General features: G+C 37.9%; 17 protein-coding genes and 2 pseudogenes. 12 read left to right on the top strand and 7 right to left on the bottom strand.

What is annotated here, in order from left to right:
- Window positions 1-179: 179 nt before the first annotated feature.
- The 12 genes and pseudogenes from BVC89_RS18265 to BVC89_RS18220 all read left to right on the top strand — a co-directional run bounded on the left by BVC89_RS18265 (window position 180) and on the right by BVC89_RS18220 (window position 10,265).
- Entirely contained in the window at window positions 180-1,619 is a 1,440-nt protein-coding gene (locus BVC89_RS18265) for a family 16 glycosylhydrolase (protein WP_216825003.1), read from the top strand.
- A gap of 86 nt (window positions 1,620-1,705) precedes the next feature.
- Window positions 1,706-3,223, top strand: coding sequence for a sulfatase-like hydrolase/transferase (locus tag BVC89_RS18260; protein ID WP_216825002.1), 1,518 nt, complete (start codon window positions 1,706-1,708; stop codon window positions 3,221-3,223).
- A gap of 83 nt (window positions 3,224-3,306) precedes the next feature.
- Window positions 3,307-4,779 (top strand): sulfatase-like hydrolase/transferase, encoded by a 1,473-nt coding sequence (locus BVC89_RS18255; protein ID WP_086934667.1) that lies wholly within the window; start codon window positions 3,307-3,309, stop codon window positions 4,777-4,779.
- A 28-nt stretch (window positions 4,780-4,807) separates the two neighbouring features.
- Window positions 4,808-6,259 carry a sulfatase-like hydrolase/transferase gene (locus BVC89_RS18250; protein ID WP_086934666.1) on the top strand — a complete coding sequence of 484 codons (1,452 nt, stop codon included), beginning with the start codon at window positions 4,808-4,810 and terminating at the stop codon, window positions 6,257-6,259.
- Between the two features lie 541 nt (window positions 6,260-6,800).
- Window positions 6,801-7,097, top strand: a complete 297-nt coding sequence (locus tag BVC89_RS18245) for a hypothetical protein (protein ID WP_086932572.1) — start codon at window positions 6,801-6,803, stop codon at window positions 7,095-7,097.
- Window positions 7,098-7,109: 12 nt separating this feature from the next.
- Window positions 7,110-7,346 (top strand): annotated as a pseudogene (locus BVC89_RS30750) (hypothetical protein); the annotation flags it as partial.
- Between the two features lie 10 nt (window positions 7,347-7,356).
- Window positions 7,357-7,560, top strand: a complete 204-nt coding sequence (locus BVC89_RS18235) for a helix-turn-helix domain-containing protein (protein ID WP_086932571.1) — start codon at window positions 7,357-7,359, stop codon at window positions 7,558-7,560.
- A 544-nt stretch (window positions 7,561-8,104) separates the two neighbouring features.
- A complete protein-coding gene (locus tag BVC89_RS18230) occupies window positions 8,105-8,383 on the top strand; it encodes a hypothetical protein (RefSeq protein WP_086932570.1) in 279 nt (92 codons plus the stop codon).
- 169 nt (window positions 8,384-8,552) lie between these two features.
- Entirely contained in the window at window positions 8,553-8,678 is a 126-nt protein-coding gene (locus BVC89_RS30595) for a hypothetical protein (RefSeq protein ID WP_281260963.1), read from the top strand.
- Window positions 8,679-8,684: 6 nt separating this feature from the next.
- Window positions 8,685-8,804, top strand: a pseudogene (locus tag BVC89_RS30745) (S8 family serine peptidase); the annotation flags it as partial.
- Between the two features lie 26 nt (window positions 8,805-8,830).
- Window positions 8,831-9,454 carry a S8/S53 family peptidase gene (locus tag BVC89_RS30375; RefSeq protein WP_086932569.1) on the top strand — a complete coding sequence of 208 codons (624 nt, stop codon included), beginning with the start codon at window positions 8,831-8,833 and terminating at the stop codon, window positions 9,452-9,454.
- Window positions 9,438-10,265 (top strand): proprotein convertase P-domain-containing protein, encoded by an 828-nt coding sequence (locus BVC89_RS18220; RefSeq protein ID WP_086932568.1) that lies wholly within the window; start codon window positions 9,438-9,440, stop codon window positions 10,263-10,265. The genes BVC89_RS30375 and BVC89_RS18220 overlap by 17 nt, the downstream gene beginning before the upstream one ends.
- A gap of 178 nt (window positions 10,266-10,443) precedes the next feature.
- On the opposite strand, the gene BVC89_RS18215 is transcribed toward BVC89_RS18220, so the two are convergent.
- The 7 genes from BVC89_RS18215 to BVC89_RS18185 all read right to left on the bottom strand — a co-directional run bounded on the left by BVC89_RS18215 (window position 10,444) and on the right by BVC89_RS18185 (window position 21,428).
- Window positions 10,444-11,373, bottom strand: a complete 930-nt coding sequence (locus BVC89_RS18215; RefSeq protein WP_086932567.1) for an ABC transporter ATP-binding protein — start codon at window positions 11,371-11,373, stop codon at window positions 10,444-10,446.
- A gap of 22 nt (window positions 11,374-11,395) precedes the next feature.
- Complete coding sequence (locus tag BVC89_RS18210) at window positions 11,396-12,343, bottom strand: hypothetical protein (RefSeq protein WP_086932566.1); 948 nt, start codon at window positions 12,341-12,343, stop codon at window positions 11,396-11,398.
- Window positions 12,340-13,440, bottom strand: coding sequence for a DUF4340 domain-containing protein (locus tag BVC89_RS18205; protein WP_086932565.1), 1,101 nt, complete (start codon window positions 13,438-13,440; stop codon window positions 12,340-12,342). Before BVC89_RS18205 ends, BVC89_RS18210 begins: the two co-directional genes overlap by 4 nt.
- Window positions 13,433-15,952: a Gldg family protein gene (locus tag BVC89_RS18200; protein ID WP_086932564.1), complete on the bottom strand. Its 2,520-nt coding sequence runs from the start codon at window positions 15,950-15,952 to the stop codon at window positions 13,433-13,435. Before BVC89_RS18200 ends, BVC89_RS18205 begins: the two co-directional genes overlap by 8 nt.
- A 105-nt stretch (window positions 15,953-16,057) precedes the next feature.
- Complete coding sequence (locus BVC89_RS18195) at window positions 16,058-16,762, bottom strand: hypothetical protein (protein ID WP_086932563.1); 705 nt, start codon at window positions 16,760-16,762, stop codon at window positions 16,058-16,060.
- Between the two features lie 233 nt (window positions 16,763-16,995).
- The gene (locus BVC89_RS18190; RefSeq protein ID WP_086932562.1) at window positions 16,996-18,375 is read right to left on the bottom strand and encodes a glycoside hydrolase family protein; all 1,380 of its coding nucleotides are present in this window, start codon (window positions 18,373-18,375) and stop codon (window positions 16,996-16,998) included.
- Between the two features lie 527 nt (window positions 18,376-18,902).
- Complete coding sequence (locus BVC89_RS18185) at window positions 18,903-21,428, bottom strand: TonB-dependent receptor (protein ID WP_086932561.1); 2,526 nt, start codon at window positions 21,426-21,428, stop codon at window positions 18,903-18,905.
- Window positions 21,429-21,452: the final 24 nt, after the last annotated feature.

Raw genomic sequence — 21,452 nt, 5'->3', positions numbered from 1 at the left:
AAATGCTCAAAAAAGACAATTCATAAGAGGCTAGCGCCATTCCTGTTGGCCTTTCTAAGCCTGAGCTTGCTCAAAGGGCTTTGTGGTATAGCTGCTTAAGGCTATGTGATTGTCGGACTACAATAATAACGAATACAAGGCTTCTATCTATGCAGATAAGGTTTATTAAGAAATATTGGATGCTGACATTAGTTCTGCCTCTGCTCGCATGTCAGTCCACTGTTGATAATGAGCACCAGACTGATCACACGAGTGATACTTCTGCACCAAAATTCCTACCGTTTTCGGATCAACAAAACACAGGTAATTGGATTCTTAATACGTTAATTAGTGATGAATTTAATGGAACACAGATCGATTTGGATAAGTGGTTTGTGCAGGGGCTTGATAGCCAATATTATATTTGGAAAGGCCGCGCACCCTCACAGTTTGCACCTCATAATGTTCTTTTGAAAGATGGCATTCTGAGGTTGCGAAGCCAGTGGGAACCAGACTTTGAGTTTGCTGATGAATCATATGCCGATGGTAAAGTGAAGAGTAAGTATGGTGAAGTTGATGGTAAGCCTGTACCAGTAACTACAGCAGCTATCGTGAGTCGAAAAAGGTTTCTCAACGGTTATATGGAGGTGCGTTCTAGAGCAGCAAACGCGTCTATGACCAGTGCATTTTGGGCGATTGGATATCAATCTGAACTTGATGTCTATGAACAAATAGGAGACCCGACACTTGATGGTGATATCAAAGCCGATACATTTAAAGCCACTGTTCACGATTGGAGTCCGCCCGCGGTACGTCCGACCCGAGTTTTTGGTCACAAGAGGAAATTGCCATTTGATGTCGCTGATGCGTTTCATATCTATGGTGCAGAATGGGGAGAAGACTACTTAAAGCTATTTATTGATGGTGAATTGGTCTATAGCGTGACGAGTAAAGAAGTCGGTGAAGATTGGGTTTTATTGAATCCCATGGAAATATGGTTGGACTCTGAAATCTTTGCTTGGTTAGGTTACCCAAACGAACAGCAGTTACCTGCTTATTTTGACGTTGATTATGTTCGTGTTTGGCAAAAACCCGAGACGAACCTTTTACCTAAGGCATTCTATGGCTTTGAGGGGCCAATTTTGTTTGAAGAGAATCCAAGGCCGTTAAAATTAGTACCAGAAAGCTCAAAGGTAAATGAGTATCAAAAATTTTGGCGTATAGATGATAGCGTTCGTAGCAAGGTTAATATCGTAAGTGAGAAAAAACACAAAGGTCAAAAAAGCCTCAAAATAGCATTGACAGAAAATTCTATAAAAAATAAGAAAGTAGCACAGACGCCTCCTAATGCCATCGACCTGTCTGAGGGCGATTATATTTTCTCTGCCTATATCTGGATAGATTCTGATAGTACTTTAGAGGAAATTAATTTTTCTCTTGAGCAGCCATCAATGCAATTGAATTCAATTAAACTATCTCGTATTGCAAAGGGTAAGTGGCATAAAGTTGAGAAAATTTTTAGTAAGAAAGAGCGTTCTAGTGAACTAGATAGGTTAACCATTAAGGCTACGCATCTAAGCAGTAAAAAAATTCAGGGTGCTATATATATAGACGATATAGCTATCGAAAAATTACCTTAGTTATGAAATAGCTTGCCGCAATGACTCGTTCTTTTACCTTATTTAAATAGAAGTCTAAAATGAAAATAAAAAATAGACTATATAGTATGATGCTAATTGTAGTTCTGTCATTACAACTTACGATTAGCCATGCTTCAAGCTTGTCACAAGACAGGAAGTCACAAACGAAGGAAATAAGTAAGTCAAATGTTCTTATTTTGATGTTTGACGATATGCGCTTTGATACATTTTCTTATCGTGGTGGGCCTGTTCATACGCCTAATATTGATAGCTTAGCCTCTCAAGGCGTGCGCTTTGATAACGCTATGACAACCACTGGTTTGTGTTCGCCTTCTCGAGCGGCTATGTTTACTGGAAGATGGGGTCATAAAACAGGAATGGATGATAATGTAGGGCTTTACCATTCTAAAGTTGATGAATTGGATTTATCTGAAGGTGGTTTGATAAAGAGAGCATCGGATAAAGGATATTTAGTCGGCTATATTGGTAAGTGGCACCTTGGCCCCCAAGGTACTGCGCTGCGTGGTGCAGAGTTAACATGGGGGAAACCAGAGCATATAGGCAAGCGACACCAACGACAGTGGACTCCCTATGAAAAGGTAGGCAAGATTAATTCTTACAAACAAGGTAAGCGTGATAACCTGGGTGAAAAGCATGAGTATTATGAAACCCTAGCAGGAACATATGATGATACTCATACGGCGCATACGGTGGAAGAAGGAAAAAAAATGCTGCGTCGAGCTGCCACGGATAAACGATCTTTTTTTGGGGTTATTAGCTTTGAGCAGCCTCATCCTCCTTATCGGGTGCCGGAGCCTTATGCCAGCATGTTCGATCCTCAAAAAGTAAAACTACCAAACAATCATGTTATTAAACGTGTTAACAAGCCCATGTCACAAGATACGGCATGGTGGCCCTGGCATGATGTGAGTCATATGACTGAGGACGATTGGCGCAAGTCGCGGACTTACTACTATGGTGCAATTGCAATGATTGATCATGCCGTGGGAGAAATTTTACAAACAGCAAAAAAAGTAGGGCTGTATGATAACCTCAGTATCATATTGGTTGGTGATCAAGGCAGTATGTTGGGGGAGCATAATTTATATGATAAGGGCCCTTATGCGTACGATGAGCTAATGCGCATGCCCCTCATTATTCGTCACCCTAATATCACTCCGAAGGTCATCAAACGTCAGGTATCGATGTTGGATATTGCTCCAACAATTGCGCAATGGATGGCGCTTCCCGCCGACGGTGATATCGATGGTCATTCTTTAGTGCCTCTTATGAAAAGAGGTGATAGTGCAGAACAAGGAAAGCCAGATACCGCGATGTATGCTTATGAATGGTACAATGGTAGTTGGTTTGGTATACGAGCGATTCGCACGCCAGAAATGAAATTTGTATGGAATCCTGGAGATAGTAGAGATGAATTATACGATTTACAAAAAGATCCTTACGAAATTGATAACGTGATCAATAATGAAAAATATCAAAATCGTCGTCATCAGATGATTGAGCTGCTCAGGCAAGAATTAGCGCGAGTAGCCGACCCATCATTAGAAAAGTTTGAGCATCATGCCAAGCTTTATAAAAATTGAAAATTTCAAGTTGAATATTTTTAATGGATATCTTATTTAAGTTATTTAGAACAACGCCTTATTTACACCGAGAATTCCTAATTATGGTAAAAAATTTTTTTTCTATCTCGTTGTTACTTTTAATTTTTTTTTGTTCACAGTTAAGCTGGGCCGATAGTAGAAAAAAAAATGATATCAACGTAGCCGAAATTAACTCGCCTAGACCCAATATCATTATTATTCTGGCGGATGATCTAGGTTATGCAGATGTAGGTTTTAATGGCGCAAAAGATATAATAACACCTAATCTAGATGCATTGGCTGAAGGGGGAGTGTCATTTTCACAAGCATATGTCGCGCATCCTTTCTGCGGCCCCAGTCGAGCCGCTCTTATGACTGGTCGTTACCCACATAAAATGGGTGCTCAATTTAACCTCCCGACAAGAGGTTCTTTCGTTGGCGTCCCGACAACAGAAGAGTTTATTAGTAAAGCGCTACAAAAAACGGGCTATTTTACCGGTGCCATTGGTAAGTGGCATTTAGGAGAGGCGTCTGAATACCATCCTAATAAACGGGGTTTTGATGAATTTTTTGGCTTCTTAGGTGGTGGCCATAACTATTTTCCTACAGAATTTGAAAAAACCTATAACAAGCAGATAAAGCAAGGAATACGTAATATTGATCACTATGTTCTACCACTAGAGTATAATGGAAAGCCGGTTCGTGAAACTCAATATATAACGGATGCTCTCTCTAGAGAAGCAGTAAAATTTGTAAAAAAAGCCGCAGACAAAAATAATCCATTCTTCTTATATCTTGCATACAATGCACCCCATGTACCTTTACAAGCTAAAGAAGAAGATATGAGGCAATTTCCCGATATTGAAGATACCAAACGCAAAACATATGCGGGTATGGTTTATGCTGTGGATCGCGGTGTTGGCGATATTATCAATACACTCAAAGCAGTTAAAAAGCTCGATAATACACTGATTATTTTTCTCAGTGACAATGGCGGTAAGTTATCTGAGGGAGGTGATAACTCCCCCTTAAAAGAAGGTAAGGGTAGTGTACATGAGGGCGGTTTTCGTACACCGATGTTGATGCACTGGCCTGAGTACCTTGAAAAACCTCAGCGCTTTGAGCATCCGGTGTTAGCATTAGATCTCTATCCTACATTAGTAGGTCTTGCCGGAGCGGAGCTATCAAAAGATAAAAAGTTAGATGGAAAAGATATTTGGTCGGATCTTATAAATGGGGTGAATCCTCATAAAGATGAGTTAATTTATACTTTAAGACACCGTAAAGGTTTAAGCGATGCAGCTGTTCGGCGCAATGAATGGAAAGCCGTTAAGACAGGCACTAAGCCTTGGCAACTGTACAATATTAACGAGGATATCGGTGAAACCATCGACTTAAGTAGAAAACACAAAGTGCGCTTAAAAGACATGATCTTAGAAATGGAAAAATGGACGTGGAACAACGCACAGCCGCTGTGGTTTCACAAATCGGAGGAGGGAGCTGATTGGCGAAAGGATGGCATGCCTCGTTTTGATGAAACATTTCGTATTAAATAATGTTTGTTGCTTAAATAGTGTGAATGCTATGTTTTTATTTAATAAATTTTACGTTAAAAATATAAACACTCTTATTCGTTTTACCACATTTCTATATATAGCACTGGGGAGCTCGTTTAGTGTTGCCGGTAGTTCTCAATTGCCTAATATTGTTGTATTGTTTTCTGATGATGCAGGCTACGCTGATTTCGGCTTCCAAGGTAGTAAGGTTATGCAAACCCCGAACTTAGATAAACTTGCCAGTCAAGGCATTAAGTTTAACCAAGCATATGTTTCTGATCCTACTTGCGGCCCTTCGAGAGCTGGAATGATGACAGGACGTTATCAACAGCGATTTGGTTATGAAGAAAATAATGTCCCTGGTTATATGAGTGAGGTCTCTGCGTTAAGGGGGGCGCAGATGGGCTTGCCTCTTTCCGAATCCACTATGGGGGATTATATGAAAGTGATAGGGTATAAAACGGGATTTATTGGTAAGTGGCACCTAGGAGGCACGGATGAACTGCACCCAATGAATAGAGGCTTTGATCGCTTCTATGGTTTTCGTGGTGGTGATCGAAGCTATTTCGCATATGAAGAGAATGACCCTGAGCGTAGTTTACAAACATTCTTTGATAAAAAATTAGAAGATGGTCTAGGTAATTTTAAGGAACATGATGGATACTTAACTGATGTGTTCGCAGATAAGGCGATCGATTTTATAAAAAATAATAAAAGTACGCCATTCTTTTTATTTGTATCCTTTAATGCTGTGCATACACCTATAGAAGCTAAAGTAGAAGACTTAAAGCGTTTTCCCAGTCTGTCTGGAGTGCGTAAAAATGTCGCTGCCATGACTTTAGCTTTGGATCGGGCAAGCGGTAGAATTATTGATAAGCTTACAGAATTGAACTTAGAAAGTAATACGATTGTCGTATTCACCAATGATAATGGCGGCCCAACCGATAAAAATGCGTCAAATAATTATCCACTGAGTGGAACTAAGTCTAATCATTTGGAGGGTGGCATTCGAGTTCCATTTATAATGAAGTGGCCAGCCAAAATTAAAAGTAATACACAATACAACTATCCTATTAGCACCCTTGACTTATTGCCTACATTTTACGCTGCTGCCAAAGGGAAGGGGAAACTTTCGGGTATCGATGGTGTCGATTTACTGCCATATATCTCTAGCTCTAACTCCGGTAGGCCTCATGAAACATTATTTTGGAAAAAAGAAAACCGTGCAGCCATCCGTGATAAAGACTGGAAACTTATTCGTTTTCCCGATCGACCAGCAGAATTATACAATTTAGCCAAAGATATTGCTGAACAAGAGAATCTTGCTGCTCAATATCCCGATAAAGTGAAAAAACTGTTTAAAAAGTTATTCAAGTGGGAACTAACATTAGAACGGCCTCGTTGGATGCTCAAAAGACAGTTTGAAAAATCGGATTTGGATCGAATGGACAAATATAGAAAACCTCCTTTACAGGATTAACCTGATATGGGAATTGGAAATTTATTAGGGTTTTTATAACCTTGATTAGGTTTGATGTAACATTTACTTACTTGGTTTGTGTTACTTAATTTCAATTCTCAAAACTATAGAACAAAGTGCTATACGCCCACAATCTATTTAAATAAATTAAAGTCATATTATAAAGTAGCTCATGACGCGTTAGTGTGTTCCGATCGATCGTAATATATAGTGAATAAAAGAGCTAGCTTGAGAAAAGCCAATAGATGAATGTCTGCATAGGGTGAAGGTATAATCTACTGTAAACCATATTGGAGTTTAACTACTTCTCCAATATTGACATCAGAACCCCAGTGTTTTCTCCGGTCTAAATGATGAGTTTTTTGAACTCTTGACTATCAAAAACATTAATGTTTTAACGATTATCATGATGTTTGCTTTTGATATACTCTATATGGAGAATGTCTGTTTTCTTTATAAAGTGTAGTGTAAATCATCTGATAAAATTTTAACTCATTTAATTTGTATTTGAGAAATAAAGATGAGCAAAGAAATTATACTTATGTGTAGAATTGTTCGGTGTGTTTGTTGGTGTCTAGCAATATTTATATTAATTACGCCGTTTCTTGAAAGTCTAGAAAAAGATCCTGTTACATTTATTAATCATGGCGCAGAATTTTCTTTCGTTACTCAACCCTCTTTTGATACTGACAATGTCGATGTGGTTGACGTGAAATTCGATATTAATTCCACACAACAATTGTTATTGTTTCTTATATTTTTGTTTTCTCCTGTTTTGTTTTTGTTTATTTTATTTCATGTTGAAAGACTCTTTTCTAACTTACAGGTTGGTGAGTAATTTAGTGTTAAGAATAATTCTCGGCTTAGATTGATAGCGCTGGCGACGGTATCACTCGTTATCATTGAGCCCATATTGACGTGGGTTGAATTCAGTTTATTAAGTGTTAATATGCCGATACCGAAACCACCTTTTGTAAATATAGAAGTTAATTTTCCTATGTTACTACTCGGGCTAGTATTTTACGTGGTGACATTTATGATGGATAAAGCTTTCAAAATTGAACAAGAGAACCAGCTAACAATATAAGTTTTTTCTTATGAGCGAAATTATTGTGGATCTTGATGTAATGATGGCCAAGCGGAAATTAAGGCTCAATGAGCTTTCTGATATAGTTGGTATAAGTATCCAAAACCTCTCAATTTTGAAAAATGGCAAAGCTAAGGCTATTAGGTTTTCAACCCTTATCGCTATTTGTGAAGCTCTTGAATGTCAGCCGGGTGACATTCTAAGACTTGAGTAGTAGGCCGAATTTTTAAAAATTATTGTATCTGTTTTTTATCAAAACACACCCTAATATTTTTTAAATACTTACTTTAATATAGTGAAGTATGTTTCTTTATTGTTTTTTCATTTTGGTTCAACTTCAAAATAAAGCTCTTCATACAAAGCCCAGAGCTTTTAAGTGACAACCCTCTCAATTATCCCGATCCTAGCGTATATAAATATACATCCTATTTCTTAAATAACAAAAGATTTATTCTATTCAATTAGGGGGCATCCTTTTCATCTTTGTGGTTCTATCCATAGTCTTCTAAGTTTTTTTATCAGGAATGTTAAAAAGGGTTGAGTTTGTTTTTTTAATTTTATTTAAAGGGTTAAATTGTGATGAATGATATGTTTTTTGGCAAGATACGCTTTTTAATAAGCGGCGTTTTGCTATGTATTTTGTATGGCTGCGGTGGAGATGACTATAATCCTGCTCCGGATAGTAGTCGTAAAAAAAATCTATTTCCGAGTTTCAAATAAAAGTTCAATCGAGCCGGGGTGTATTAGAAGCTACTTTAGTGTATCTTGATATCAATACTGACTTTAAATGCGATGCTAATGAGCCTTCTGGCCAGTCCAATAGTAAAGGACAAGCGAAAGTTAAAGTTCCAAATGGACAAAAGTTAGATGGGCTTTATATTGTTGTACATGCCAACGCAGATAAAACTAAGGTTATTGCTTCTAATGACAGTAATGATAATACCAATAAGATAATTGAGCGTGCAGCATATACCATGATCGCACCGGTATTTCCCACTAAATCTAAGGTAAATGTAACACCAATCTCAGTCTGGTAATCACGCTGGTGTCGACATAGCAAACATTGACAATGATCCGCTTCATAAATATCAATGGCATATTCATTCGAACATTGAGTGGATCGCTCCAGATTTAATCGAAAAAATTAACGACACTTCAAATATTCATGCAGATGACACGTATATGAGTGGTTATACCGGAGCCTGTATGAAAGTAGCGGTAGTCGATTCGCCAATTTCAATTGAACATCCAGATCTTATTGCTAATGTAATCCCTTTAGGTTCTATCAATACCGAGGCTTTAGCACGTCAAGCGTTGGGAGGTAAGTTCTAGGATGCTGTGCTTTTTGACCCAAGGCCAGAAAAATGGGGAGCAAATAATGTTGCTGGCCATGGGACTTCAGTTGCAGGGATCATTGGTGCTACAGCCAATAATAACAAAGGTTCTCGTGGCGTTGCTCCAGGGGCGTTGCTCCAGGGGCGTTGTTGCGTTCATTTTCTGCTCCATTTCAAGGGGGGGATCTGGAATCAGGTTTACCCACCGGGAATTCTTCTGGATCCAATTCCGATGGGTCTGATAAAGATGCAGATCCTAACGATTCTATTATTGATAAGGCTAAACAAGATACTAAAAATTTAGGTAATATTATTTTCGAACCCAGCTATCGGCAGTTATCAGATGTCGATATATTTAACTATAGTGGTAGCTTATATTCGGAGTTTTCTCGTTACCCTAAAACCATGCCGGTAGTTTATCGTGAAGCCCTTCGCAAGGGTACCAGTCAGCTCAGGGATGGGCTTGGGGCAGTATATGTAGCGTCTTCCGGCAATGGTTATTTGCCTGGTGATGAGTACTGTTCTAAATATTCACTTGCCACGCAAAACGGAAATGAAGTTTTGTTGCCTTGCCAAATTATAGCCCACCTGCAAGGCCAGTTGTCACCTTATACGATTAGTGTTGGAGCCCATAACTCTGAGGGCATTATTACCTATTACTCCACACCAGGAAGCTCAACATGCTTAACGGCGCCATCAAACAACAGACTTGGCAGTCGTGAAAATCCTGTTGAAATGTTTCCTGGTATCCTAGCAAGTGATATTCAAGGGTGAATATTATGAGGCTATACCTGGCTGGGTGACCAATGCTGCTGGTTTTAATTATCAATATAGATATGGATTTGGGGGACTAAATGTTGATGGGGCAATGTTAATTGCAGACGACATCCAATCTGGACGAGATGCTTTCGGTATTGCCTTGAGTCAATCACAATTTCAAGAAACCCAATGGGTGACTGCTACAATTGATTCGAGTTCTGAAAATATTCCGGATAACTCCATCGAAGGTGCTTCTAGTCATCTCACGATATTACAATCCCAAAATCTAATTATCGAAGGGGTACAAGTATCTCTTAATGCGACGGGCACTAGATTATCGGATCTGTCTGTCGAATTATACTCGCCTTCCGGTACCAAAAGTATATTATGGAGTGCACGAAGCCAGGCACCTGCTAATACATTCGATCCTCTCCCCAAATTTGTTACCTCTCCATCAGCTGATTTGACTATCCTTGATAGAGATAAACGTACTATTTTCCTAGGAGACCTCGGCGAGATTGAACGACCTGAGTTTAGCAGCTCCTCCTGGCATTCAATAGATGGTGAGCAATCTTTACCGGGGTTTGTGTTGTTGACTAATCAATTCTATGGTGAGGATAGTGCTGGTACATGGACTCTTCGTATTGTTGATACAGCAACGGGCGAGCAATCTTATGAAACGATAGAATTCGATGATAATTTTATGCCTAAGTTCGACGATAATGGAAATCCAATTGTAAAAACCATTACAGTTTCGAATCCTGAAAATCGTATTTTGCAAGGGTGGGCATTAAAGATTTTTGGACATAAACCTGTAAATGAGTAATGTTCAAAACTAGGTTGATAAATTTAGAATATTCGTAATTATAACCTAAGTTGCAGAATAATTCTTTGTCCTGCAACTTACTAAGTGAAATTTTAGCGAGGCTTCCATTAGTTGAACCCAGGGTTAGCATTGTTTATAAAGTTGCAAAAAAGTATAGCTTTGATAAGTATGGGTAGTATTAATACTCATGAAATATGTTCTCTAATTTTGGTTTTTCTCGGTATAATTCAATAATTCTCAAATTATAAGCTTGTAAGGCTAGAGATATTTCATTTGAAATATCTCTATTAATATCGCTTTTAGAGAGTCTTATTTTTATGTGTGTATCATTTTCGCTGTTATTATGCTCTAACGACACTAGTCCTGGTAGGTCTCTCAAAACTGATTCAAAATACTTGGTCTCACATTTCTCTAGTCGCAAATGAATAAGATCTTCAGCTGTCGTGGTCTTTATAACCTCGTCAGTGCTACCTTGATATACAATTTTTCCTTGACGAATTGCAACAACTCTACTACATAGCATGTCCACTTCTTCCAGTAAATGTGTTGTTAGCAGTATCACTTTTGATTGTGCTAATTTCAAAATCATTTGGCGTGCTGCTATTTTTTGGATAGGGTCTAATCCATCGGTAGGCTCATCGAGTATTATGACAGGTGGATCACCTAAAAGGCACTGTGCCAAAGATACTCGATGACGGTACCCTTTAGACAATGTTCCGATGAGTTGGCTTAGCACTTTTTCCAATGAAAAAGCGTCTATGGCACGTTCTAATTCGCTTTTTTTATCTACCTTCGAAAGGCCACGTATATTTGCAATAAACGATAAGTATTCATGTACCGTGTGCTCTCGATAAGAAGGTGCATTTTCAGGTGCGTATCCCACCATACTTTTAGTTTCAACAGCATTTATGTGCATTTTCTTTCCATTGATAACAACAGAACCCGAATCTGAGTCTTCGAATCCCGCTATTATACGTATGGCAGTAGATTTTCCGGCGCCGTTTTGCCCGACTAAACCGGTGACATGTCCTTTTGGTGCTGTAAAATTTATACCTTTAAGAACATGATGGTTACTGTATCTTTTGTGAATGTCATTTACTTCTATCATAGGGAAAGTTTAATACTCAATGTCAATTACGAATTTTTACGTTTTTGAAGTGGCTTAAAATTTCATGATGAAATTTTTCTTTTGTGAACTTATAATCTTTCAATATTTTGGAAAAATGATGTATGTTCGTGGGTTTTTCTACCGAAAAACTGTATTCCCTAATTGATAGATCTCGTGTTATAGGGTCGCGTATTTTTAAAGCCCAAATTAATGATTTTTCGTAATTATCAAGGTTGCTATAATGATAACCTATCAGCTGTAGCGATTGATCGAAAGCTACATCCGTATTTTTATCCTGATTTGCAATAGTATTTTCAATATGGTTTATCGCTGATATCGAATCATATTTAAGCCAGCTTTCAGTAATTTGAGCTATGAACTTGCCCTTTCGAATATCATCTTTCTGTAAGGAAAAGAATAATTGGAATAAACTAGAATGGTTCTTATTGTCGATAAGAACGCGATGTAAAAATTCTTCGATATAGAGCGTTTCAAAAAATCCAGGTGTTCTTTTAATCCAGTCTGACATTTCCTGAGAGGATTTAAACCACCATTCACTCATAGTGAGAAAACCTACTTGACTCACGCTGGTATTTTTTAAGCCTAAGTTAGCAAGCATGTGAATTCTCTTTTCTCCATCGAATTTATCTAAGTATTTAGCAAATATTGAGGCGTAATCATAACCAGAAAAGTAAAAGTGAAATTGTTGGAAGTTTGGTAAAGATAGAATTGCTGTATCGAAGTCGCGCATCAGCCAAGAGTCTAGATGATTATTGGCACCTGTATAATTTCCAGATTCAAGCATTAGTGCTAAAGATTTAATCTCAGTTCTCCAGTCTTTATCAGGAATGTCTAATATCCATTGTAACTCATTCTCTAAATCTTCTGCGGATTCTTCGCTTTTGGCGGTCGCCGTTACGAGTGTTATAATAAACAGGACGATAATTGCTGAAATAGATATATTTATCATCCCGCTATTCCTTTGTTTATAAATTTTGATAAGCACACATAATTTTCATGGTTTAAATAAATCAAACGATTAGTGATTTTTTTTGAAATCTCTATATTGTATTCTCTAAGTGTTCTCGCAGTAGAGTCTAATTTGGGTTTTTCATTTTTTATCTTTAAATGCATTGTAAATGGAACTTTTTTATTCGCTAAACCATCATGAATAAAGTTGGCTTGCATCGCTTGCCGACTTCTTTCACTATCAGTAGGCAGTATTGGTATACCAAACTGAAATGCGTATTCTAAACCGAGAAAATCGTAGATATATAAGTGATAACGGTGGTGTGTATCTCCAGGTGAAAGTGCCTCGTTGTGCTGCGCTAGCCCCATGAATTGACCACCTTTAAGAAAATCTTCAAAACAGGAAAAAGTATTGGCTGCCAATTTTTCATTTTTATTGTTGTATAATAATGGGCCATACATATAGTCTCTGCTAATATCGTAGATTTCTTTGTCATTATCTTTGATTATTACTCTTTTAAATGAGGGGATACGAATAAAATTGTCGTTCGCCCAAAGAGAAGGTGACGAAGATAGATCAATAAGAGAAATAGGCGCAAGGTAAACGCTGTCTGTTTTGTCGATGATTCGTATGTATCGGCGAGCAATCATCGCGACGCCTGCTATAGTATTTTGATCACTATTTCTAGGGATATCTATTCTTCCGAATACAAGTTTAATACTTTTGTTTTTATCGTAATTGATTTTGACCTTCAGGCCGCTAGAATCATCTACGTTAATGATCTTATAGTCTGCTGCGTTTATGTCTAGTTTTTTTCCTAATTCTGCATCTTTTAAGTTTTGCAGAAACGCTCCAATGACACTGGAATCTGCTGGAAAATTTGTAGGGTCTGATAACCACCATTGGTTTTTTTTTCTTACCAAAAGAGAATGCCCTTCTTTTGCTTTAAGTTCGATTGAATGTATATCTTTACCATGTAATTGTGGAAGTAAATATATCGTTTTTTCTATGGGGCCTTCTTTTAGCTGGTCGCAGCCTATTAAAAAAAACGCAAATATTAAACTGAATATGATAATTTTAAAGGAGCTATTACTCATGGTCTCCACTCCTAGTATCTTTATATCTTATTGCTAAAATTGTCATTGCTATGAAAAATATTATAAGCGGCACTGTAATGATATTTATCCATTTTATTATGGTAAGTTGCTTCCTTATGTCTTGCTCTCGTTCACTTCTTAGTGTTATAAGTTCAATATTAAGTAGGCGAATTTCTCTTCTGTATTTTTCGATTTTTTTTTCAACTTTTGAATTGCGATTTATCTGGTCAGAGTTTGGCTTTCTAGCTTGTATTATTCGTCCTAACTCCTTTTCTAACTTAATAATTTTGCCCGAAATTTTTGCTATTGGCCGTAAGTATAACTTTGAGATTGCCTGTCGCATTTCACCCCATTTATGCAAAGGACGTTGACTTAGACTCATTACTCGTAAATCCTTTAGTGACGGGTCGCCATATAAATAATCTATAATGTTTCGCATTAAGCCAATATTGGCGTTCTGTGAGTTAAGTCTACCATCCTCTTTTTTGATGCCCGCTATTATGTTATAGAGCCAATCGATGTCAGATACAACAACTAGCCGACCACTGTCTTGAGTATCTTCACTTTCCTGCAGCACTATAAGAGGATACCCAGCTTCTATATTAAAAGCTTCGCCCATGGCTTGCTCTACAATAATGCTTTGAGGCTGCAGCGCATAATCTATGTCCAAAGTTTGGGCTTGTTTTGAGCTACTTGCTAGCACTGTAGTTTTTAAGCCTGCAGTTGGCTTTAGTTTAAGCGCACCTGCATATAGTAGTTGAATCAAATCGAAGCCTGCGGTGATGGGGTGCCCTGAATGCAATTGTGAAGCACCTACACTTAGAAAACTAAAATCGGAAGCACTACCTGAATCACTCGCTCTTTTAGTTTTAAGTAGATCATCATAGATAGTTTGGTCTTTTACAAGTTCTATACCTCTTTTTTTTACAAAATCTGGAATTGAAGACGACTGAATCGACTCAGATCCTGCTCCTGCAAATGATGAGACCATATATGAATATGGGTCTGTTAATACAATGATATTGCCGCCAAATAATAAATATTGCTCTAAATACTTGTTAGTGGAAGAATCTAATTCATTATTATGAAAGAGTATTACTATATTTGATGCATTAAAAGGATCATTAATATCAAATTCTCTAAGTTTATAACTTGGGTCTAATCCTGTTAAACCAGACCATTTTGAAAATCCTGCTGCATCTGATCTACTAGTAAGTGGTGACAATATACTAATGTTTTTTTCATGGGGATTATCCAAATCTATTATTGCTTGTATTAAGTCAGATAAAAAATATTTTTCCCTTTGAGGGCTGATTGAATTAAAAACTCTTCTTTTATCCAAACTTTCTACAACGACAGAAAATATAAAGGGTTTGCTATTTTCATCGCTATAACTTTGTACATCATCGATAGCAGCAATGCGCGCAGCCTCTTGGTCCTGGTTTGGGTCTAATATTTCAAAATCAATTTTTCCTTGTGATTTTTTCTTGAGCTGTATAAGTGTTTCTCTTATTCGCTTCTCATAACGAGCAAAATTGAAACCAAACTTAGGATGGTTTTTCGTGGAGAATAGTCTTATTGTTACTGGTCTTCTAAGCTTTTCGATTTTTTTACTAACTTCCCTTGGTAAAGTGAATTTTTTATCTTCCGTAAGATCGATATAACCGGGGATAAAGTTGAAACCTGTGGATAAAAGTATATAACTGATCAATAAGATATATATAGGAACACCATATCTACGGGACTTCTTTATAAATGAATTTTTTTTATTACAGCTACGCTGGACTAAAAGAGCTCTTAGGGTAATACCCATTGATATAATTATAATAATGAAAAAACCAAAGAGGGCTGCTGGCTCAAGGCGGCCTTGAGAGAATGGTAAGTATTTTGTAAGAATAGATAAGCCCGATAACATCTCGGTTACCCAAACAAAATTTGGAAATGTTTTGAGAATGATATTAGCAACATCATCGATGCCACATATTACTAAAATAAGACAGACCGCAATCGAGCAGATGAAAGTCCCAATGGAAACACGCATGTATGCGCATATTGCTTGACTAATAGCAACGAAGGAGCAACCGCAAAGAATACTTCCAATATAGCCGGAAACTATAATGCCGGTGTCTGGACTGCCCAGTATTAATACCGTGATAACTGCTGGGAATGTAAAAACAAGTGATAAAATTATAACTATAAAAGCACTTAATGTCTTTGCAATGACAACATGACTGATTCTAATGGGTTGTGTTCCTAATACTTCAAATATTCCACACTGACTTTCTTCAGACCAACTACGCATTCCGATAACAGGTGCAAGCATGGCAAATATCCATGGATGCCACCCGAAAAAAGAATCGGTTAACTCAGCTTCGTTGCGTTCTAAAAAACCGCTAAGTAAAAACATAGCTGCTAAAGAAAAAAAAGAAAACAGTATGATATATGTATAAAAAACAGAACTATATAGCCAGCTGTGTATTTCTCTTCGTATCAGAGGAACTAAAGGGTGCATTATTATATTACCAACTATTTACCCGCATTTGCCAATATTGATTGACATCAGAGAATTTAAAGAGGGATAACTTTTAGTTATCCCTTATTACTAAGCATAATCAGCTTAGTTTCGCACCCAATCACATTCCAGTGCTGCAACAGGCCCTAAGGAAAGATTTGACTGATTTATTCTCCAAGGTTTATTGTGTAAAACAACTGTATTTCCTACTGTACTACCTCTAAGTTTTGTCCAGTCTTTTCTATCTTTATTATTACGCCAACATGAAAAATTATTTCTGTTCCTGGTAGAACATTTAAAATTAGACCATTCTCGCGCTCCTTCTACAGTCGTCCATCTATGCGTCTCGCTTCCTTCTTCTATAAGTCTAACACGCACACCATTTTTCCATGATAAGAAGTTGATAAAATTACCACCTGGTTTCATTTCAAAAACATCGAGTTCAACGGAGTTTGGTCCTGATACGTCTTGCCAAAATGAAGCTTGAGAACGCCTAATTTGTTCATTGTTTTCACCTTGCATACGACATCTGGCCTCCATCTTATTGGTGTTAAATGTATTCGCTCTCTCAATACCTCCACCTTGCATTAAGCCATTAATTCTATTTCCTGAGCGAATTACTAAGACTCGATCTTTACTGCCATCAATCCTAGTCGAAACATACTCAGGGCTGTTTTCAAATGTGATACCGCCTATTTGGCCAGGGAAATTTCCCGGAACTGTTTTATCCCATACCCAACCACCTTCGAGAGGGCCGTTTTTAAATTCCCATGTTCTAGCTTCGATACCAACGCTGGTTATAAATGCCATACATACTATACATCTTAAAAAATGCCTTAATTTGTATTTTTTCATTGCTTGTTACCTTTTTGGTTATGAAATAAATATTTATATTGCTTTTATAAATCAGGTACCTTTTATCTCGTCGAAATTAATGCAGTAGGGAAAAAATATAATGAAACCTTTCTTCGCTGGTTGGTAATTACATTTTAAATATAAACTTAAAAAAGGCAGGAGGGCTCACAAACCTCCCACCACAAAAACTATCGTTCTATCCACTGCGTAGCTTCGCTGCCATTTAGTCGAATTGCATTTTCTCGATATAGAATTTTTGTATTGCTTTCTAGGTTACCTCGTGTTGTTGGTACTCCATTTATCGTGATGTTGAAACGGCCTTTTTCTCTTGGTCCTGCATCGTTAGCATTTAATGAAGAGGCTAACAACACTGGGGCTATTGGTTTTGTATGCCATCTTCTTCCTGATGGATCTCGCGGAAAGTCTGCGATTCTAGTGCGACCAATGCGCTCACTTGGTACCACAAAGTATTGTGACGAAGCACCGATATCTGCTAGTGCTAAATCATTTGTTTGTGTCAATCTAATAGGAGAAGAGAAGGCTGTCTGTTCAAATGTTCCACGAGTGAAACTATTGGAATCACTGGAATTTGTAAGTATGGCGAAGGCACTATCAGTTGCTGTTATGTTTCTACCGAAAATACCGGTACATATTTTCTCATGAGGTTTTAAGAAGATGGCAGCCATGCCTTCTCGGTTATGAATATTTTCCATGCGGATATCTTCAATATTTCCTACTCTAGGGCCTGCTTGATTGAGGAAATCACTTGGTCGACCACTGCCTGGTTCTAGCCGAATGGTAAGCCCTCCTGTAGCATCCAAATCTCTGAGTAACATTCTTTTACCGCTAAACAATTGAATTAGTGCATAACCTGTTGCTACGTTTGTTGCAGTAATATTTTGTACAACTCCTTTTTCGGGAACTCTTGAGTAGGTTAAATTATTAGGCACTCGTCTATCGTCGCTATCTGCCACCATAAATATAGAGGGAAAAATAGTGTAGTTGTCATCGATATTAAAATTAGATAAAGCGAAATTTCTTACATATCCGACTCTTACGGGAATGGCATTTTGAAATATTTGGCTTTTATTTACATCGATGGTGAAACGCCCTTGGCCTGTCGATGTGATTTCAACGTTGCGAAGTCGAGGATTGCGCGGCCCTAGGCCATTACGACCTAAATTAAATAGAACTCTACTTGCCATTTTTAATGTCGCGCCAGATTGTATTTCTAAACGCACATTTGATTTCATTTCGATTTGGCCAAGTGTTATGTCATCACCTCGTAATATTACGACTCCGCCTCCTTGTTTTTGAGATGCACGATCGATGGCTTGTTGGAGTAATACTGTGGCGTTTCCGGTAGCTCTAACAACTTCGCTAGAACCGCTTATGTTATTGCTAAAAAACCCGCCTTGGTTACCTATGCTATCGGCGTGGGAGATAAAACTGGCACCTAAAAGTGCTAAGCCGGTAATAGCTTTACGTATATATTTAATATTGGGAAAGGAAGATTGGCTTGATATTTTTTTATGAGTATTCACACGAGAAAAAATTTTTATTTTCATTTTTATTTATCCGTTGAGGGTTTAAGTTTTTGCGTAGATTGTTTGGATAAAAGATAAAACGCGTGTTTATTCTACATAAACATATGATGTTTAAAAATATAATATGTTTATAGTGTGATGTTTTTAGCATTTGTCCTGGTCGGGTTCGTGTTAATCCGATACAACCGTTTTTTTTTAAATAATTTGTGTCGTCTCTTTTTTTGTTGCTAAGAAGTAACTTAAATTACGGTATTAAAAAAAATGAATGCTAATGAGTTTGATAGGGTTTATTGTGCCGAATTTATTTAAAATAAAATTTGTAGGAAAAATAAAAATGGTAATTAAATATAAATTAATTTGTTGATTAAATAGCGCTGCTTTCGATATTTTTAAATTTTTATAATCATTAATATCTAACGCGTTTTTTGTATAGGAAAATGAAATTGCTAGGAACTTAAGTATTATTTTGAAAAGAGTTTCTATCCTTGAATACTCTTTTTTGAATATACAAGATGAGATGCTTTTATCTACACCTGATTTTCTTGTATTTAGAAGGAATATTGGACACTGCCGCCGACAAAGCGTGTCCAGTCACGAGGGAAGAAACCTGACCCGAAGCCTAGAGTGTTGGTGTTCCTCCGAGTAGTGTACTCTTTATCGAAAACATTTTTTATAAATAGACTAAAACCCAGGTTATTTTCGTTGATATTAAAATATAAATCCCATATGCTGTTCGATGGATTCGATGCCTGTTGAAAAGCAATTTCATTCACTGTTTGCGTCGCTTCACTATTGTAGCGCCATAGAGCGGTCATATCAGCTTGCCAATTACCGTTAATATCAAAGTGCTGCTTGATACTACCTAAGAATTGTTCCTCCGCGTTATTGGGAAATGGTAAGCCTGTTTGATCTAAACGATTAGCGCCAGCGATAATAGAGCATCGGTCTGCAAGCGTGCCGCCTGATCTATCGTCGCCTAAACGAGGGCAGTTAACCGGTGCATTAGCGAAATCCTCAAATCTCGCATCAAAATTTGTATAGCTTGCAGTTAGGATTGTGTTATTGGTAATTTTCCATAGTAAATCGAGTTCGACACCAGTTGATCTTGCTTCTTCCGCGTTGACAAAGCCAGCAAATACATTGCCGTTATCTTCGTCAAGAATACGCACAGCTCTAACTTGATAGTCTTCTACAGACATATCGAAGTAAGTGAAGTTAAATAAAAATTGATTGTCGAAAAAACCGCTTCGCAAGCCGACTTCAAAGTTGGTCGATTGCTCTGGAGCGGTAGGGAAATTGTCAGCTTCAGCAGGGTCTGTATTTGTTGTAACGAAATAAGATGACCCTTTGTATCCAGTGGAATAATTAATATAACCTCGAATATCATCACTAAAGTCATAACCGAGAACGGCTTTGTAAATAAAGTGCTCGTCGGAATCTGAAAAAACTGTTGGCGCAGTTTGATTAACTATTAACGATGAGTCAGTTTGCGCCAATGCTAATACTTCTTGGAAGCTATCTAGGCCAACACCTGTTGATGGTGTATTAAGAACAGTTCGAGAAAAACTTGCCGAGCCATTTTCTTTTAAAAACCTAAAACCAAAAGTGGCATCAAACTTAGAAGTTAATTGATATTCTAACTGTCCAAAAATAGCGAAATTTTCGAAGTTAGTCGTAAAGTCTCCACCATTCAATAAGCGTCCTGGAACCAGTAGGGAACGGTCGTCAATACCAGTATCTCGCAAGTTTGCCAAAAATGTATCGGTAGACGCGCCGGTGTAGCAGCCTGCCAGCTCGCCATTTTCGATCAAGCCACGTCTTCCTGCTATACAGCCGTCTCGCGTTTCTGAACGCTGTCCATCGGTATCGTGGTAAAATAATCCCACTATCCAATCGAGTTTTTCATTTCCAAAGGAGCTTAGCCTAAGCTCTTGCTGAATAACTTCTACCGTTTCGTTACCACCGAAGGCAGAACGTTCAACAGGAAAGTTAACAGTAAAAAAACCTGAACTGTTAACTAATTCGAAATCACGGTAACTACCGTTGTATGAAAGTGTTAAAGCGTCACTAATTTGATAGTTGGATGCGATAGATGTGCCGAAGTTTTCTGTGGTGCCAAAGTTAGCTTCCGCATTTCGTGCAGTAACCGGACGGCCAGCATCTTCAAAAGATAATTCGGGATTAATACGGTTGTAACTCGTACCTTGTATAGAGCCATCGTCGTTAACAAGAATAATTGGATTTGGACCAAAGTCGGGGTTGATGCCTCCAATACGAGTAAATGCACAACAGTTTGTATCCCTTTCTGAGTACTCTATGCGCATCAATATGTCCAAATCTTCGCTATTATCGAACAGGAGCTGACCTCGAACGCCGAACCGTTCTTCTTCACCAATATCATTATCCTCCTCGCCGGGCATGGTATTGCGAATCCAGCCATCCACTTGACCGTGTTGCAGATTTATCCTTGCCGCCAACTGATCTGTAATGGGCAAGTTCACATGGGCTCTAACATCTCGACCACTATATTCTGTTGCCTCAAAACGTATACGACCAGTTAGCTCCTCCAAGACAGGTTTTTTAGTGACGTAATGAATGAGGCCCGTGGAAGTATTTTGCCCAAATAATGTCCCCTGTGGACCACGTAAAGCTTCGACACGTTCAATATCCGTAACCGTTAAATTGAGCATGGATTGTCGCGGTAATACTTCACCATCTATCACCACTAAATTAGATGATTGCAGACCAATAGAATTAGTAAAAGTCCCAATTCCACGGGTTTTGAGAGTTGTTGTACGTATTTCTGTGCTGTCGTCAATACCAAAGCCTGGAAGGTATTTCACCAAGTCAAAACCGTTTTCTACAGCAAACTGTTCGATAATATCTCCTTTTAATACCTGTACCGAGGCGGGCACTTCTTTAAGGGCCTGATCTCGTTTTTGCGTATTTACAATGATGATTTCTTCGGTTTCTATCGTATTCCTGTCCTCTTGAGCCTTTGATGTGACGGTAATGACTGATAGAAATGATCCGGCTAGAGCCAAGATTTTTTGTCGATTATTATAATTTGGCATGCATTTACCCCGTTAGATCTTTCT

The sequence above is a fragment of the Agarilytica rhodophyticola genome, assembly GCF_002157225.2.
GTDB lineage: Bacteria > Pseudomonadota > Gammaproteobacteria > Pseudomonadales > Cellvibrionaceae > Agarilytica > Agarilytica rhodophyticola.
This window is presented reverse-complemented; position numbering and strand designations above follow the sequence as displayed.

Bases quoted from the DNA above. Each gene is read 5' to 3' on its own strand.
- BVC89_RS18210 (WP_086932566.1), bottom strand. From the start codon at position 12,343: ATGATAAATATATCTATTTCAGCAATTATCGTCCTGTTTATTATAACA.
- BVC89_RS18235 (WP_086932571.1), top strand. From the start codon at position 7,357: ATGAGCGAAATTATTGTGGATCTTGATGTAATGATGGCCAAGCGGAAA.
- BVC89_RS18255 (WP_086934667.1), top strand. From the start codon at position 3,307: ATGGTAAAAAATTTTTTTTCTATCTCGTTGTTACTTTTAATTTTTTTT.
- BVC89_RS18260 (WP_216825002.1), top strand. From the start codon at position 1,706: ATGATGCTAATTGTAGTTCTGTCATTACAACTTACGATTAGCCATGCT.
- BVC89_RS18195 (WP_086932563.1), bottom strand. From the start codon at position 16,762: ATGGCATTTATAACCAGCGTTGGTATCGAAGCTAGAACATGGGAATTT.
- BVC89_RS18265 (WP_216825003.1), top strand. From the start codon at position 180: ATGCTGACATTAGTTCTGCCTCTGCTCGCATGTCAGTCCACTGTTGAT.
- BVC89_RS18200 (WP_086932564.1), bottom strand. From the start codon at position 15,952: ATGCACCCTTTAGTTCCTCTGATACGAAGAGAAATACACAGCTGGCTA.
- BVC89_RS18185 (WP_086932561.1), bottom strand. From the start codon at position 21,428: ATGCCAAATTATAATAATCGACAAAAAATCTTGGCTCTAGCCGGATCA.
- BVC89_RS30595 (WP_281260963.1), top strand. From the start codon at position 8,553: ATGAAAGTAGCGGTAGTCGATTCGCCAATTTCAATTGAACATCCAGAT.
- BVC89_RS18250 (WP_086934666.1), top strand. From the start codon at position 4,808: ATGTTTTTATTTAATAAATTTTACGTTAAAAATATAAACACTCTTATT.
- BVC89_RS18205 (WP_086932565.1), bottom strand. From the start codon at position 13,440: ATGAGTAATAGCTCCTTTAAAATTATCATATTCAGTTTAATATTTGCG.
- BVC89_RS18245 (WP_086932572.1), top strand. From the start codon at position 6,801: ATGTGTAGAATTGTTCGGTGTGTTTGTTGGTGTCTAGCAATATTTATA.
- BVC89_RS18190 (WP_086932562.1), bottom strand. From the start codon at position 18,375: ATGAAAATAAAAATTTTTTCTCGTGTGAATACTCATAAAAAAATATCA.
- BVC89_RS18215 (WP_086932567.1), bottom strand. From the start codon at position 11,373: ATGATAGAAGTAAATGACATTCACAAAAGATACAGTAACCATCATGTT.